This is a genomic window from Rhodoferax sp. GW821-FHT07G04, from assembly GCF_059418585.1.
The window spans coordinates 301,335-316,172 of the sequence record NZ_JBWKQD010000005.1 but is presented as its reverse complement, the minus strand read 5'-3'; the positions used below and the strand labels follow the sequence as shown (position 1 = coordinate 316,172).

General features: G+C 58.0%; 15 protein-coding genes. 8 read left to right on the top strand and 7 right to left on the bottom strand.

The window, feature by feature from the left end:
- Positions 1-50: 50 nt before the first annotated feature.
- Positions 51-266, bottom strand: a complete 216-nt coding sequence (locus tag AC07OO_RS22635) for a hypothetical protein (RefSeq protein WP_495084409.1) — start codon at positions 264-266, stop codon at positions 51-53.
- Between the two features lie 134 nt (positions 267-400).
- On the opposite strand from AC07OO_RS22635, the gene AC07OO_RS22630 reads away from it, so the two are divergent.
- On the top strand, positions 401-646 hold the full coding sequence (locus tag AC07OO_RS22630) for a hypothetical protein (RefSeq protein ID WP_495084408.1): 246 nt from the start codon (positions 401-403) through the stop codon (positions 644-646).
- 24 nt (positions 647-670) lie between these two features.
- Here the strand turns inward: AC07OO_RS22630 and AC07OO_RS22625 are convergent, their stop codons facing one another.
- From AC07OO_RS22625 to AC07OO_RS22615, 3 genes are read right to left on the bottom strand one after another with little or no spacing between them, the layout of a single operon-like run.
- Complete coding sequence (locus AC07OO_RS22625; RefSeq protein ID WP_495084407.1) at positions 671-1,150, bottom strand: helix-turn-helix transcriptional regulator; 480 nt, start codon at positions 1,148-1,150, stop codon at positions 671-673.
- A 51-nt stretch (positions 1,151-1,201) separates the two neighbouring features.
- A complete protein-coding gene (locus tag AC07OO_RS22620) occupies positions 1,202-2,641 on the bottom strand; it encodes an NAD(P)-binding protein (RefSeq protein WP_495084406.1) in 1,440 nt (479 codons plus the stop codon).
- A 41-nt stretch (positions 2,642-2,682) separates the two neighbouring features.
- On the bottom strand, positions 2,683-3,339 hold the full coding sequence (locus AC07OO_RS22615; protein ID WP_495084405.1) for a TetR/AcrR family transcriptional regulator: 657 nt from the start codon (positions 3,337-3,339) through the stop codon (positions 2,683-2,685).
- Between the two features lie 86 nt (positions 3,340-3,425).
- On the opposite strand from AC07OO_RS22615, the gene AC07OO_RS22610 reads away from it, so the two are divergent.
- The 4 genes from AC07OO_RS22610 (at position 3,426) to AC07OO_RS22595 (ending at position 7,212) form a co-directional block, all read left to right on the top strand.
- Positions 3,426-4,514 carry a DUF2855 family protein gene (locus AC07OO_RS22610; RefSeq protein ID WP_495084404.1) on the top strand — a complete coding sequence of 363 codons (1,089 nt, stop codon included), beginning with the start codon at positions 3,426-3,428 and terminating at the stop codon, positions 4,512-4,514.
- Positions 4,515-4,667: 153 nt separating this feature from the next.
- A complete protein-coding gene (locus tag AC07OO_RS22605) occupies positions 4,668-5,273 on the top strand; it encodes a TetR/AcrR family transcriptional regulator (RefSeq protein WP_495084403.1) in 606 nt (201 codons plus the stop codon).
- 95 nt (positions 5,274-5,368) lie between these two features.
- A complete protein-coding gene (locus AC07OO_RS22600) occupies positions 5,369-6,214 on the top strand; it encodes an oxidoreductase (protein ID WP_495084402.1) in 846 nt (281 codons plus the stop codon).
- Positions 6,211-7,212, top strand: a complete 1,002-nt coding sequence (locus AC07OO_RS22595) for an NADP-dependent oxidoreductase (protein WP_495084401.1) — start codon at positions 6,211-6,213, stop codon at positions 7,210-7,212. Before AC07OO_RS22600 ends, AC07OO_RS22595 begins: the two co-directional genes overlap by 4 nt.
- 49 nt (positions 7,213-7,261) lie before the next feature.
- On the opposite strand, the gene AC07OO_RS22590 is transcribed toward AC07OO_RS22595, so the two are convergent.
- From AC07OO_RS22590 to AC07OO_RS22580, 3 genes are all read right to left on the bottom strand, one after another.
- Positions 7,262-8,527 (bottom strand): type II toxin-antitoxin system HipA family toxin, encoded by a 1,266-nt coding sequence (locus AC07OO_RS22590; RefSeq protein ID WP_495084400.1) that lies wholly within the window; start codon positions 8,525-8,527, stop codon positions 7,262-7,264.
- Between the two features lie 4 nt (positions 8,528-8,531).
- A complete protein-coding gene (locus tag AC07OO_RS22585) occupies positions 8,532-8,753 on the bottom strand; it encodes a helix-turn-helix transcriptional regulator (RefSeq protein WP_495084399.1) in 222 nt (73 codons plus the stop codon).
- Between the two features lie 92 nt (positions 8,754-8,845).
- Entirely contained in the window at positions 8,846-9,469 is a 624-nt protein-coding gene (locus AC07OO_RS22580; protein ID WP_495084398.1) for a DUF2306 domain-containing protein, read from the bottom strand.
- Positions 9,470-9,565: 96 nt separating this feature from the next.
- Between AC07OO_RS22580 and AC07OO_RS22575 the strand changes: the two genes are divergently transcribed.
- The 3 genes from AC07OO_RS22575 to AC07OO_RS22565 all read left to right on the top strand — a co-directional run bounded on the left by AC07OO_RS22575 (position 9,566) and on the right by AC07OO_RS22565 (position 14,825).
- Positions 9,566-10,459, top strand: a complete 894-nt coding sequence (locus AC07OO_RS22575) for a LysR family transcriptional regulator (protein ID WP_495084397.1) — start codon at positions 9,566-9,568, stop codon at positions 10,457-10,459.
- 218 nt (positions 10,460-10,677) lie between these two features.
- Positions 10,678-11,493 (top strand): DUF6602 domain-containing protein, encoded by an 816-nt coding sequence (locus AC07OO_RS22570; RefSeq protein WP_495084396.1) that lies wholly within the window; start codon positions 10,678-10,680, stop codon positions 11,491-11,493.
- 17 nt (positions 11,494-11,510) lie between these two features.
- Positions 11,511-14,825, top strand: coding sequence for a P-loop NTPase (locus tag AC07OO_RS22565; RefSeq protein ID WP_495084395.1), 3,315 nt, complete (start codon positions 11,511-11,513; stop codon positions 14,823-14,825).
- Positions 14,826-14,838: the final 13 nt, after the last annotated feature.

Sequence of the window (14,838 nt, the reverse complement as noted above, 5' to 3'; positions counted from 1 at the left end):
TTTATATCGGTGGCCAGGCGGCGGCGCTTCTCCAAAACTGCGGTCTTGCGTCAGACCCCTTGTGCAGCAGGCTCTTCAAATAAGGGCAACTGCACAGCAGAACCCGCCAGCTCATCGTCCGCCGGGAGGGCGGCGACAAAGGTGCGGTGCAGGCCATCGCCACTGTCGCGCCGGCACGGCATCACCACCATGCCACGCGGTGCCGTCATCTCCGCCAAATCCGTCACCGCCACAGACTGCGCCCCGATACATACCATGCGTTTCATACTCTTCAATCCTTATGCATTCACTCAACAGTGCGCCAGATTAAGTGCACAACCCACCATGGCTCTGTGCGGCACCGCACAGCAGGCGCCACGCTGGCTTTGTAAATTGGGCTTCATGGCAACTGCTTAAAACCATGGCCTCACGCTTGCACGAACCCGATGTCCCACGCGACCCGCTGGACCAGATTTCGACCCAGATCAGCGTGCTGGTCGCGGCGATGCGGGCGCTGATACGCACCCACCCCCACCCGCAGATGCTGCGTTCGGAGTTCGACACCCTGATCGCACACACGCAGACGCGGCCACACTTTCTGCATGCGGATATGCAGCACAGAGGCCACCTGCGCAGGCTGGCCAAAGACCTCTTCGATGCCCAATAGCGCAGTGTCCTGGCTGGGGCTTTCTTACACCGCCTCTTTGCTGCCACCGGCCAGACTGCGGCGCTTTTTCTCCAGAACAGCGGTCTTGAGGTCGGGCCGGTGCGCCGCGCTGACAATGCAGGCCGGCACACTGCGCAACTCGGCAGCTGCCGCGCGGGCGCGCAGGCGCACGGTGCTGGGCGTCTCGCCGGTGATGTCGCGGAAGATGCGGCCAAAGGTGCCCAGGCTGCGCCAGCCGGTCTGGAAGGCGATATCGGTGATAGGCAGCTCGCTGTCGCGCAGCAGCGCCACCGCTCGTTCTATGCGCCGCGTCAGCAAGTAGCGGTGCGGCGGCACGCCAAACGCCTCTTTGAACGCGCGGGCAAAGTGCGCCTCCGACACATGGCTCACATCCGCCAGCCGCTGCACCGGCCAGTCCTCGTGCGAGGCGGCGTCCATGCGGTCCTTGGCGCGCAGCAGGCGGCGCAGTAGCTCGGGGCTTTGGGGATCTGGGAGTTTGCTCATGTTCGATTTCAGCTGGCAGGCTACACCAATAGCTGAAGTCTACGGGAGCTACTAAGCCGGCTTCAGCAACACCTTCAACTGGTTCACCGCATCCACCACACTGGCACCCAGGCGCTCCATCACCGCGATCTTTTCCTCTTCGTGCTCCTGCACGCTGTCCATCATCTTCGTGAAGCCATCCAGTCGGGCACGGACCAGCCATTGCGCGATGTCTGCGTCTTTGCCCCACAGGTAGCGGTTGGCCATGGTGGCGGCCTGCATGGTGAGCCAGGTGATGGGGGTGTCGGGCAGCGGGACCGGCTTGCACAGCTTGTTCTTGGCCGCTTCATCGGCGGCGTCGCGCAACTCCACATGGGCGATCAGCGCGGCGCTGAACGTGGGTTGAAACGCCTGGATGAATTGCAGTGTGATCGTCTGGCCCTGGAACACCGGCTTGGCGGGGCGCAGTTCGGCGGCACAGGCCGAGCAGTCCACGACGATGCGGTCGGCATCCATGGGCGCGGTGCCACGCTCCAGCACGATCTGGTGGGGCTCAATGCGGGTCACACGACCCAAGCGCACGATGTCCTTGATCTTGCGCAGCTCCTGCAGCTCCGCCTGCGACACCACGGCCGCGTGGTACATGCCGGGCTCCACATTCGGGTCCAGCCGCAGCAGCTGGCCACTGGCTTCCAGCTTTTGAAACAGCTCTGGCACGGATTGGGCCTGTGCGATGGACTCGAACTGGGTCGCCATGGCGCCAAAGGTGTGCACAAAGTGCTCATCGCTGGCCTGCACATTGGCGCGGTCCTGGAACCAGCTGTCGCGCGGCATGATCCAGCGGATGCGGTCCGCCGGCACCTGGTTGGCCAGCAGCCACAGACAGGCGTCGATGCCGGTCTTGCCCGCGCCCACCACCACATAACCAGACGGCGGGCGTTTCACCTTAGGCAGGTTGTTCAGCGGCATGCACTGCACGCCCTCTGCCACCGCATATTTGGGCGGGTGTGTGGAAGGCACGGCCGTATTCAACCAGGTGGTGTCCACCACCTTGCGGCGCACGCTGACCTGGGTTGTGGCGCCGCTCAGTAGGGAACGCATCACGTGCTGTGTGACATGTGTTTGGCCAGCGCTGGAGGGTTCGTGTTGCACTTCATAGTTCGACATCGGGAAATACCTCACACGTCCCGACGCGACCATTTCCTCCATCAGCGTCTCGTAATAGCCCAGTATCTCTGCGCTGGTGGCCCGCTCCGTCATGCCCTGGTTCAGCGGGTCGGTGTCGTAACCGCCATTGCCCAGCGTGCGCGAATTCACGCCGTAGTAGCTGGACGGCTGGTGCAGGCGCACAAACGGGTAAGCGTCATTCCAATGGCCGCCAGGCCCGTGGTGGCGGTCCACGATGGTCATCGTGGCGTTGCTCTCGTGAAAAATGGTGTCGGCAAAGGCCATGCCGACGGCGCCGCTGCCGACGATGAGGTAGTCTGATTCCAGTGTGTGGGGTGCGTGCATGATGAAGAGATTCCTGATGGGATGGGAAGAAAGAGAAAAGCTCAAGGCGCTTTCGAAGGTTTCGGCGCCTTGGCAGCCTTCGCGGGTTTCGCCATGCCCGCCGAGATGGTCTGCATGGCCTGCTCCAGCAGGGCATCACCGGCCAGCGCATCGCCCACATAACCAAACAGTTCCAGGCTGATGACGCCGTGCAGCGTGCTCCACAACACTTGCGCGGTGCGGCCCACACTGCCCAGCAGCGGGATGCCGGCATCGGCGCACCGCTGCACGCCCTGGCGCAGCACCAGGAACGAGCTCTTGCTCTTCTCCAGGCTTTGCTGTGAAGGTGTGAAGCCGGGCACGCAGCGGCTGAACATGATCTGGTAATAGGTGCTGTTGGCCACCGCGCTGCGGCGGTAGGCACGGCCCAGCTCCTTCACGTAGAGCGCAGGGTCGTCGCCCAACTCAACGGCTTCCAGGTCTTGTTGCAGCCGCGCAAAGCCTTCCAGGTACAGCTCGTTGAGGATGTCCTGCTTGTCTTTGAAGTAGGTGTACAGCACGATGGTGGAGGCGCCCACGCGCTCCGACAGCTTGCGCATCGACAGCGCATGCGGGCCCTCTTCCACCAGCAAGGCGCTGGCCTTGTCCAGAATGTTCTTGCGAACCAGCGTGCGTTCGGTGGTCTTGTGTGCGGCCCTTTGATCTTCGATGTCTGTCATGGTAGTGCTTGCGAATTACAGCGTTATGCTTAGAATAACACTGTTATATTTACTTGCCAACCCCCACTTACTTTCAGGAGCTCTCGATGGACATCACCACGTTTCAGGTGCGCAAAGACAATCTGCCGACCACCCGGCTCGTCACGGAACCGGCCGCCCCACTCGCCCCCGGCCAGGTGCGCGTGCGCATCGACAGCTTTGCCTTGACCGCCAACAACATCACCTACGCCGCGCTGGGCGACTTCATGCACTACTGGCAGTTCTACCCCACCCTGGATGCCGCCTGGGGCGTGATCCCGGTGTGGGGTTTCGCCACCGTGGAGCACAGCACACATGACGGCGTGCTTGAGGGTGAACGGCTGTATGGCTACTGGCCCATGGCATCCCACGCGGTGCTGACACCGGTCAAGGTGAACCCCGCCAGCTTTGTGGAAAGCGCAGCCAACCGCCAGACGCTGCACGGGCTCTACAACGTCTATATGCGCACCGCCAACGATCCGTTTTACAGCGCCAACACCGAAGACGTGCAGGCCCTGTTCCGCCCCCTGTTTGTCACCTCATTTGCCATCGATGACTTCCTGGCCGATAGCGACTTTTTTGGCGCCAAGACCATGCTGCTGTCCAGCGCGTCCAGCAAGACGGCCTATGGCACCGCACACCAACTCTCCAAGCGCGAAGGCATAGAAGTGATTGGCCTGACGTCCGAGCGCAACCGCGCCTTCTGCGAAAGCCTGGGCTGTTACCACCGCGTGGTGACGTATGAGAGCCTGTCCGACATCGCCGCGGACACGCCGTGTGTGTATGTCGACTTTGCCGGCAATGCCGACCTGCGCGCCCAGGTGCATGGCCGGTTCACCCAGCTGGCCTTCAGCAGTGCCATCGGCCTCACCCATGTCGACAAGCTGGCGCTGGCCAGCAGCAACCTGCCCGGCCCGGCACCGGTGCAGTTCTTTGCACCGGCCCAGATCAAGAAACGCCAGGCAGAACTGGGGCCGGCCGAATTCGGAGCGATGATGGTGAAGGCCTGGCTGCGCTTCTGCGCCCATGTCATGGCCGGCGCGCAGCCCTGGGTTCTGGTGGAACACCACCAGGGTGCGGCGGCGGTGCAAGGGCTGTATGGCCAGGTGCTGGCGGGACAGGGGGATGCGCGCACGGGGCACATTGCGTCCCTGTAAATCAAGGGGGCTCGCTGGCACGCAACGTGCCCCTCGCAAACGTGGCTCACATCCGCAAGCCGCTGCACCGGCCAGTCTGCGTGCGAGGCGGCGTCCATGCGGTCTGCAAATTTCAATCATCTCCCCTGCTTGCGCTAACCTTCAAATTTATGCATGATATACATCATGCGAAAGTCAATTGCTAACACCAGAGCCGAGGCCAAGGATGCCTCACATGAGCGCATCGTGACGGTGGCCGCTCGCGCAATCCGCCGCAGCGGCTACGGCGGCACTGGCGTCGCAGACATCATGAAAGAGGCTGGCCTGACCCATGGCGCCTTCTATGCCCACTTTGCGTCACGCGAAGCCATGTTGACCGAAGCTGCCGCACGGGCATGCGCAGAGTCTGCAGCACTCGCCGCAGATGCAGTCGCAAAAGTACCCCCGGGAAAGGCGCTGCAAACTATGCTTGCCGCCTATCTCTCCAAGGCCCATCTGGAGAACGCAGAGATGGGCTGCCCCTTGGCCGCGCTAGGCTCCGAAACCTCGCGCCAGGCCCCCGAGGTGCGCCGCGTGGCGACCCGGCATATCAAGGAAACGGTAGACCTGATTGCCCGCCAGTCGCCAGACTGGGGGCAGCCCGGCGCCCATGAGCGGGCCCTGGTCACCCTCTCTACGATGGTCGGCGCCCTGCTGTTGGCCCGCGCAGTCGACGAGCCGGACCTGGCCGATAGCCTGCTTGACGCTTCGCTCAAGCACCTGACCCCCGCCTCCCATTAAAGCCACCAATAAACACTTCCTATTCGTTCGACTTTTAATATGACGAGTGTCATGCGAAACAACCTAAACCCACCCAACACTGAAGGAGAAACGTGATGAACATCAACAGCAAGAGCCACAAGGTTGCCCTCGTTACAGGTGCCTCATCGGGCATCGGTCAAGCTACAGCAGAGCTGCTGGCAAAGGCTGGCTATAAGGTCTACGGAACGAGCCGCCGTGGTGGCGACGCAGGCGGGCGCGCGTTCGAGATGCTGTCCCTCGACGTGACCAGCGACGAATCCGTCGCCGCCGCCGTTCAGACGCTGATACGGCGAGAGGGGCACATTGATCTGCTCGTCAACAACGCCGGCTTCGGAGTCGCTCCCGCAGCTGCTGAAGAGAGCTCCATCGAACAGGCAAAGGCAATTTTCGACACGAACTTCTTTGGCATCCTGCGCATGACGCGCGCCGTCGTGCCGCACATGCGCAAGCAAGGCATGGGACGCATCATCAACATCGGCTCGGTGCTGGGCTTCTTGCCAATGCCGTATGGCGCACTGTATGCCGCAACCAAGCATGCGATCGAAGGCTACTCCGAGTCGCTGGACCATGAGCTGCGCACCTGGGGTATTCGCGTCTCCGTCATCGAGCCCGCATACACCAAGACCCCGTTCGACGCGAACTTCCTGGAACCCGACGCCAAGCTTGATGCGTACAGGGAAGTTCGCGCCGCCGTGAGCCAGCGCGTGAAGGAAGTGATGGCCACGGCCGACCTTCCAGGTGTCGTGGCGGGCGTCGCGCTGAAAGCTGCCAATGCCACGCACCCGAAGCTCCGATACACAGCGGGCGGGCTCGCAAGCCGCCTACGCCTGTTGCGCAGATTTGCACCTGCTGGCATGGTGGATGCCGGGATTCGCAAAGACTTGGGGCTCGACGTGGCACACGCCGTGACAACACCATGAAAGCATTTGTTTTAGAGCGCTATGCAAAGAACAGCACGTTGCGGTTGGCAGACATGCCGACGCCGGAACTGCGCGATGACGAGGTCCTGGTAGAGGTCCATGCGGCTGGCGTGAACCTGCTGGACAGCAAGATCAAGAGCGGAGAGTTCAAACTCATCCTGCCCTATCGACTACCCATCATCCTGGGGCACGACGTTGCGGGCGTTGTGGCCAAGATCGGATCGCGTGTCCGGAACTTCAAAGTAGGCGATGCGGTCTACGCGCGCGTCGACGACTTTCGCATCGGCACATTCGCCGAATTCGTTCCGGTCAAGGAGACGTCGCTTGCGCCCAAACCCAAAAACCTCACGATGGAGGAAGCCGCGTCCATCCCCCTGGTCGGCCTGACGGCCTGGCAGGCACTGGTTGAAAAAGCGCAACTGAAAAAAGGGCAAAAGGTTTTTATTCAGGCGGGCTCTGGCGGCGTTGGCACCTTCGCGATTCAACTGGCCAAGCACCTGGGCGCCACCGTCGCCACAACGACGAGCACCACCAACGTGGCGCTCGTGAAGGGCCTAGGCGCAGACGTAGTCGTCGACTACAAGACACAGGACTTCGCGGACGTTTTGCACGGCTACGACGTGGTGCTGAACAGCCAGGATGGCAAGACCCTCACAAAGTCTCTTGGGGTACTCCAACGCGGTGGAAAACTCATATCCATCTCCGGGCCACCCGATCCCGCATTTGCCGCAGAAATCGCCGTACCCGGTTTCGTGAAACTGGTCATCCGGCTGCTGAGCTCTGGCGTCAGACGCAAGGCGCGAGGCCTTGGCCTTGCCTACGCATTCCTGTTCATGAAGGCGAGCGGCAACCAACTGCGCGAGATCACCCGACTCATCGACGCGGGAGCCATCCGGCCCGTGGTGGACAAGGTCTTCCCGTTCGGGTCAACCAACGAGGCCTTGGCCTACGTCGAAGCAGGCCGCGCAAAGGGCAAGGTCGTCATCAAGATCAAGTGAGCCCGGCCTTTGCCCAGGCTGCGCCGCCCGCTACGTTCTGGGAATGCGCTCAAGCCGTCGTCTCGGTGAGGCGGCGAATGGTCAGGGCGCAGCGCTGGTCGATCAAAGTCACTATCTGGTCCAGGACTGCGTGGTGGTTTCCCACCGTCTCAAACGTGGCCAGCGTGGCGCGCGCCACGTCCGGCAGGCGCCTGGCAATGTCCAGAATGCGCTTCTTGACCTGCGCGGGCGACAAGGCGGAATCAACAGCGAATTGCTCCCAGTGGCGCGCCTGCACCTCGGAGAACTTGTATTTGCTACCGATCTTCATGGCCATTTTGTCGGTCAACTTGGGATAGACGGCGGTGCACAGCGCGTCATACAAAGGCGTGAGCACGGCGCCGGCCGGGGTGTACAGCAGCGAGAAGTTTTTGCCATGGGCGTCGTGGTTGCCAATCAGGGCATTGAACACCACATAGTCCAGTAGCTTGAGCGTGTGCGGTGCGCTGGGGCGGGTTGCGCTGCGCAGCAGCGCAAAGGCCTGGTCCAGGCTCGGACCACCTTCGTTTTGGTACTTGTGCTCGGAGACGATGCCCAACGCCTGGCAAAAATCCTCTTGGTGCAGGCGCAGGCCAGGCACACCCGCCAGTCGGTCATAGCGCTCTACCAGCAGGTAATGGCGCTGTTGCGCCCCTTCGGTGATGGCCTGGATCTGGCAGCGGGCCACATCCAGCTTGAGTACCCCCGCCAGCGCCATGCAATAGGCTTCGTTGAAGACACTGCCGTCCACCCCGGCAATCGGCGGCTTGAGGATATGCGTGCTGGGAGAGTCGTTCAGTGGCAAGCCGACACGCACACCACCGTCCGCATCCAGCACCACCGGCAACTTGTCTTGCGCCCCTGCGAGCGACAGGCGCAAGCCGTCGTCGCCGGCGCGCATGGGGCGCAGGGGCATTTCATCCAGCACCTGCAGCAGCTGGGCATGGTCCAGCCAACGCACGTCATGGGCGGCATCGAGCGCCCGGGGCGATTGGCCGGGCTCCAGCAAGGTGACGGCACCGGCGCACTCGCCACCCAGGCTGTCCAGCAGGGCATAGTCGTTTTGCGTGGAGACCTGCAGGGTCTTGGCAATCTGCTTGCGCTTGCCGCCTTCGGGCAACAGGCCGGCGAAAAATGGGCGGCTCGCGCGGTCGTCAAACGGCTCCGGCCGGATGGGCAGCGACTGCGACAACGCTGTGGTGGCACCCGCCGCATAGGCAAAACCCAGCCTGCCATCCACCTGCGAAAGGGTTCCAACATGTATGCCTGACAACCAGACTTCGAGATGGCGCGCCATGGTGTCAGACCCAGCCTTCTACCGCCAGGCTGCCGCCCAGCGCGTGCAACACTTTTAGCAGCGTCTCCAGGCGCACGGTAGGCTTGCCAGCCTCCAGCTCCACAATGAAGCGCACGCCCACGCCCGCAGCCAATGCCAATTGGGGTTGTGTCAAACCCAGCCTGTTGCGGGCGGCCAAAACGGCTGCGCCCAGGGCTGCGGGGGAGTTGGTGGGGGTGATAGGCATATGAATTTCCTGTTCGGGAAATTATTGCCAAGAATGGGCAGGAATGCAAGAAAATATCCCGATTGGGAAATTTATGCCTGTCACACGCTGATTTACGTCGAAATGACCCGAACGGGATATTTTGACACCCACTCCACCAACCCAAAGTTCAACACCCAAGCCGCACTCATCAGTACATCCCGCGGCAGCCCGGTTATCTCGCCAAACACAATCGCCACAGGCACAAACAAAATGACCTGCGTGCCCGCGCCCTGCCCCAGCGCATAGGCCCGGGCCATCATGGCCCGGTGCCGTGGGATGTTGCGGCCCAGAATGGCCGCAATGCCCTGCAGCAGAAAAGCCAGCATCAAGCAGCCCACCCCAACGCGCACCACCAGCAGCAAGCTGCCCTGCAGCGCCTGCGGTATGGGGTAGAACAGCGTCATCCACAAGCCTGTGAGCGCGGCCACCAAGCCGCTGAGCAGCGTCAGCCAGCCCGCCCTGCGGTGCCATACCGGCCGCCTGCTTCGCAAGCCCGTATCAAACTGGAACGCACCCAGCACGCAGTACAGGGCCACGCAAACAATGTGCAGCACCACGGGCAGCGGCGCACTGGAGAAACGCGCATCGCCCGGCGCAACCGACCCATGGGCCACGTGCAGCAGGCGCACGCCGCCAGCCACCAGGGGCACCACGCTCAGTGCCAGCAGCCAATACGGCAATTGTTTTGCTTTCAATGGTCCTCCTTGGTAAATGCATCGACGGCCTGCAGTCTATCCATGCAAGAATAAAAGCACATCGCCCACAAACCCACATCAGATATGCAAAAACGCATGAATCGCAAGACCGCCCTGCAGTTCGACTGGAACCGCGCCAAGGCCTTCCTGGCCACGGCAGAGGCAGGCTCGCTATCCGCAGCGGCGCGCACGCTGGGTGTGACCCAACCCACGCTGGGGCGCCAGGTGGCTGCGCTGGAGCAAGAGCTGGGCGTGCCGCTGTTTGAGCGCCGCGGCCGTGGCCTGGAGCTGACGCCCAACGGGCTGGCCTTGATGGACCATGTGCGCGCCATGGGCGAAGCGGCCAGCAGCCTATCGCTGGCGGCCAGCGGCCAATCGGAATCGATAGAGGGCAATGTGTGCATCAGCGCCAGCGAGGTCATGGCCGCATTCGCGCTGCCGGCCGTTTTGCGCAAGCTGCGCAAAGAGTTGCCCGATATCGACGTGACCCTGGTCGTGTCCAACAGCGCCAGCGACCTCAAGGGCCGCGAGGCCGATATCGCCGTGCGCCTGTTTGCGCCCACGCAAGCCGACCTTATCGCCAAGAAGATCGGCATGGTCAGCGGCCAGATGTATGCCACGCCCGCCTATCTGAAGAGCATTGGCAACCCCAGCAAACCCACAGAGTTTGGCCAGGCCAGTTTTATCGGCTTTGAAGACAACCACCAGTACCTCCATTTTCTGAAGGGCTGCGGCTTTGTGGATCTGACCGCGCGCAATTTCCCGCTGACGACCGACAACCGCATCGTGCAGTGGGAGCTGGTCAAGCAAGGGCTTGGCATAGGCGTCATGCAAGAGAGCGTGGGCGAAGCAGAGCGGACCGTGACACGCGCCCTGCCCCACCTGGACCGCGTGCCGGGCGAGATGTGGCTGGTGGCGCATAGTGAGCTGCGGACAAGCCGGCGGATTCGGAGTGTGTTTGATTTTTTGGCCAGAGAACTGACCTACTGACTGCGGGCTTGGAGCGTCATCACGAAAGCAAGCTCAACAACTAACACTCTGCATAGCTGACAGTACGAGGCGACGTCCACTCAGCTTTTACAACCTCATTAACTGGTAGTGGAGTTTCGACATTGGTGTTAGGCTTCATAACCAAACGGCAGGTTGATACTCAACAACCAAAACTTGACGTATGAGTAAATCTGCATATGTGACCACGAGGGAGGAGAATGAAGCCCGATGCAAGCTCGTTTTTAGAGTCTTGGAGCCAAGAACTTAGGTCCCAGGCAAATCGTGTTCGGAATCTCATCGGCGATGCTCATTGGCTGTCCGATGGGCATCACAAAGAGGAGCTTCTAAGAAGCTTTCTGGTCAGATACCTGCCGAAGGATTTGGAGGTAGCACGCGGATTCGTGAAGCCAGCAATTACGGGTTCAGTTTGCTCACCTGAGATTGACATACTCATCTCGCACCCGAAAAGTGCCATGCCGTACTTCTTTGAAGGCGGCATCCAGATCGTCCACCCCGATGCGGTGCTGGCACATCTTGAAGTCAAAAGTCATTTCACTTCGACAAACCTTGTTGACTCACTGGTAAACATAAGCCGAACCAAGCGAATTACCGCCTTTAACACTTCCGGGAAGCCCGCCTGGAGTGGAATTGTTTTCTACTTTTGCCCGGAGAGCCGAAGCCCTGAGAGCATCATGAAAACGCTGGAAAATTCCCTCAAAAATGCGGATGAAACTTTCCGAGAGAGATTACAAAGCGAAGGTGTTATGTACCAAAGCCTTGAGTTGCCAAACTGTATTGCAATCGAAGATTCGTACGTTCTATTTCTTGGCAAGAGTGCGAAGGTCGCGGACACCAACAAGCGAGCCATCGAAATTCGGCTCTTTTCTCGAGAGAGTCTTTGCCTGGCCTGTGCGTTAGCAGATATGTTTGGCGCAATCAGCGTTACCAGATCCAGAGGCGGGGTTGATGTGTTCAATGAATTCATAGACGCAGTTCAATTTCCCGTGCTTTTAAAGAAAACTGTTGACATCTAAAAAACCGAGCCAACTCGATGGAACACTTCAACCTCATCAGCATAGAAGAAGCATTTGATTTCACTAACAGATGGCCCGGCCTACTTCTTGGCCCGGGAGCAACAAGAGCAACAGGTGATCTCGCGACCATTGTTAGAAACGCTCTTTCGCGAGCGAAGATTGATGATCTCGTTGGACAGAATGCCACTGATGAGGATTTACGACTTGCGATGGATCGTGTAGATGGAGAGTTTCCATCGCAAGCACCGTTAATTCACCGCGAGATCATTAACGGTATTCAATCAATGAAGCCGTCGATGGATCTTGGGCACTTAGTTAAGGTTTCTTGGTCAGCCTGCATTTCAGCATCAGAAGACATGCTGTTTGAATCTGCGCTTCGAACGCACCTAGATGATCTTCCGACTTCGCGCAGCGCAACCATCATTGATCACCCATCCGTAGAGCCTCCCGACAGGACAATTCCTGTTTACAAATTAATGGGCAATGTCGCCGTATCGGAAGAAGAGCGAGGGGTGGTTCTTTCGAAATCTGAACTCCTCATGCGCAAGCAAATGTGGGGAGAAATTATTCGCACTTTGCCAGATCACATTCGAGAAGCTCCTTTGTTCATTCTGGGAGCATCGACATCACATGAAATTCTTCGTGACGTTTTGGGACTTCTACTTGGCATGAGGAGCCCTCGTATTACAAGGTTGATTTTCTTAAAAGACGATATTGCGCTTCAGGATGCAACCACGATCCGACTATGTAAGAGATTTAACACTCAACTGATTGACGGAACGTTGCGAGATATCTGCGCAAAGATTGCGTCAGAGAAGAGCGCTCTGCGATCTGAGATCAATGGAATAAAGTCTGTAGATCACGTCGAAGGAAATAAGCTCGCTGTTGAGTTTTCGTCAATTGTTTCTTTTGTCCCAAAAAGTATTGGCAATCAGATCACGCCGACGCAGGCTAGCTTGCCCATCCTGTCAGATGCATTATTCCGACCAAGTTCTGTGGATTGGGCCCCTTTCTTGGCCAATTTAGACTTTCGGCGGCGCGTTACGCCGTCGCTTGTATCCAAGGTTCAAGCCCTACTCAAAAGTGGCTCACCCTCAAAGCCCAACTATTTGATCGTGCATGGCGAGGCTGGCATCGGCAAAACGACAGCGCTAAAGAGGGTGGCGATTGAACTTGCAAATGCTGATATCCCAGTTATGTGGTGCAGGCGCGCAAATGGAAGTAGTTGGATTGCCCAGTACCGCGCACTTGCAGGGAAGTTTGCTGAGGCAGAGAAGGCCCAAGGTAGAACAAATGGAGATTTGGTCGTCATATGCGACGACGCTTGGGGCCTTCGATTGGACCCGACTGAACTAGTTGCATGCTTTGATCGAATAGCCCTAAACGTAGTGTTCGTTTTTGTCATTCGAAACTCGGAGGCAAATTCCGGAGATTTGCGTTTGGGCGGAACAAGCCTGATATCAGTCGATGATTTCGAGTTCCCATTTGATTTAGACGCCAATGAGTTGACAGATCTTGCGTCGATGCTTGTAAGGATCGGCGCGGCTAGCAATGCGGAAGCCGCGGAGAAAATAGTTAAACAACGACCATCTCAAAATGCCGACGATGTGTTGTGCAGCCTTTGGTATCTCCTACCAGAAACAAGATTGCAGCTTTCAGAGTCACTGCAGGACGAATACAGTCGTCTCGGTTCCGCTGACGAACGGATCGGACGTGTCGCTGCCGCTGCCGCTGCATCTAACGCGGCGATTGCAAAACGTGCCTATGAGTTTGTCACTGTCGGGAGCAATCTCGGGTTAGGGATTCCCGTAGAGGTTCTGGTGCAAGCGCTAGGTGTCAATTATGAAGAATGGCTTGACACAGTTCGCACCGGAAAGCCATTGTGGGGACTTCTATATGCAACCGAGAGTGCGGATCAAAACACAATCATTTATCACACTCGAAATCATGTTGTGACCCGCGTCTTGCTTTCGCTAGTGAACGGTGGCGTTGGGCATACTGGTGAAATGCGAGTACTGCGAGATCTCCTAAACGCTTGTTCAGTTGGATCGCTGGTTTACCGCAATTTCGTTGTTGAAGTGTTGGTCAAGGCTCGTGGCAAGTTAAAAGACTTCCTTGAGTATGAACAGGGTGTCGAACTTTTTGATATCGCTAGAAATGCGCTACCCCACGAAGATAGGATAGTTGAACATCACCGGGGTATCTGGATTCAAGATGTGGGTCGCAAAAATGTTGAGGCATATGCCCAGTTTCAACGTGCCCTCGACAGTGCGATTTATCCTGGGTCAGATAGAGATGCTCCCACGGAATATATTCATACTTCAATGGCTGCGACTGTACTGAAGCTAATTCAAATTGGAGAACAGGATTACGCAACGGGTACTGATCAAATAAAGTTTCATCTAAGAAAAGCCACGACTGCAAGCTTTTTCAATGCATATACATCGCACGTGTCGGCCGGACTTCTGTTCGACATGTCAAAACTCCCCAACGCAAGTGTAAAACCTGGTGGTTCATTTCAATTCATTGTTGATGCACTGCAGGAAATTGAAAAGGCCATGCAATCAATTGGTCCTCAAGGCAGGAGATCGCTTCGTTATGCAAAGTCCCTTGGTGTTCTTGGTGACCTACAGCGAAAGATACTGGGCTCAATTCCAAATGTAACGGAACTCAAAGCCTTGGCATCAAAGCTTTTCAATGAGGGCTCAACACAAGTTGGCTTTGAAGTAGTTGCCCGGCGGATGCTTGCTGACGCATCAGAGTCTGCAAAGGGAAGAGATTTCAATGAAGTAAATGAATATTTGAATGAGTGCATGAATGCAATCGAAGCCAAAGGAATGTATCCAACTTCAGGGCTTCTAATTTCACGAGTTGATTTGATGATCCGGTGGAAAATCCAAAACTTCAAACCTGTAAATTGGCAAGCTTTCTATGAGGACTTAGTCGACATACTCAATGACTCCAATTATCAAGATGACTTAGTGAAGCGTTTTTATCTCGGTGTCTCTGAGTTTCAGTTGGGACAAATTACAGAAGGCCATGCGACCTTTGCACTGATTCGTCGCGCCCAAGCTAGCGCCTTGCGGCCTCATGAGATACGAACGTACTTCCTAGATGGTGCAGGAAATCCGCGCCGTTTGCAGGGCACCGTGAAGAAGGCGAACGGAAATCCATATTTCGACGTACCCGAATTGAGTGATTCGTTTCCCCTTAAAGGGAACAGCCCAGTTGGATCAATCGGCACGACCTCACACGCGTATATAGGTTTTTCGCTAAATGGTCCTATCGCAGTATTCAGCAAACCGGAATCGACTGATTTCTTATTGGCGTAGAGACGCGCAAGTC

Bases quoted from the DNA above. Each gene is read 5' to 3' on its own strand.
- AC07OO_RS22615 (WP_495084405.1), bottom strand. From the start codon at position 3,339: ATGACAGACATCGAAGATCAAAGGGCCGCACACAAGACCACCGAACGC.
- AC07OO_RS22590 (WP_495084400.1), bottom strand. From the start codon at position 8,527: ATGGCGCGCCATCTCGAAGTCTGGTTGTCAGGCATACATGTTGGAACC.
- AC07OO_RS22565 (WP_495084395.1), top strand. From the start codon at position 11,511: ATGGAACACTTCAACCTCATCAGCATAGAAGAAGCATTTGATTTCACT.
- AC07OO_RS22605 (WP_495084403.1), top strand. From the start codon at position 4,668: ATGATATACATCATGCGAAAGTCAATTGCTAACACCAGAGCCGAGGCC.
- AC07OO_RS22585 (WP_495084399.1), bottom strand. From the start codon at position 8,753: ATGCCTATCACCCCCACCAACTCCCCCGCAGCCCTGGGCGCAGCCGTT.
- AC07OO_RS22630 (WP_495084408.1), top strand. From the start codon at position 401: ATGGCCTCACGCTTGCACGAACCCGATGTCCCACGCGACCCGCTGGAC.
- AC07OO_RS22620 (WP_495084406.1), bottom strand. From the start codon at position 2,641: ATGCACGCACCCCACACACTGGAATCAGACTACCTCATCGTCGGCAGC.
- AC07OO_RS22600 (WP_495084402.1), top strand. From the start codon at position 5,369: ATGAACATCAACAGCAAGAGCCACAAGGTTGCCCTCGTTACAGGTGCC.
- AC07OO_RS22635 (WP_495084409.1), bottom strand. From the start codon at position 266: ATGAAACGCATGGTATGTATCGGGGCGCAGTCTGTGGCGGTGACGGAT.
- AC07OO_RS22625 (WP_495084407.1), bottom strand. From the start codon at position 1,150: ATGAGCAAACTCCCAGATCCCCAAAGCCCCGAGCTACTGCGCCGCCTG.
- AC07OO_RS22595 (WP_495084401.1), top strand. From the start codon at position 6,211: ATGAAAGCATTTGTTTTAGAGCGCTATGCAAAGAACAGCACGTTGCGG.
- AC07OO_RS22575 (WP_495084397.1), top strand. From the start codon at position 9,566: ATGAATCGCAAGACCGCCCTGCAGTTCGACTGGAACCGCGCCAAGGCC.
- AC07OO_RS22610 (WP_495084404.1), top strand. From the start codon at position 3,426: ATGGACATCACCACGTTTCAGGTGCGCAAAGACAATCTGCCGACCACC.
- AC07OO_RS22570 (WP_495084396.1), top strand. From the start codon at position 10,678: ATGAAGCCCGATGCAAGCTCGTTTTTAGAGTCTTGGAGCCAAGAACTT.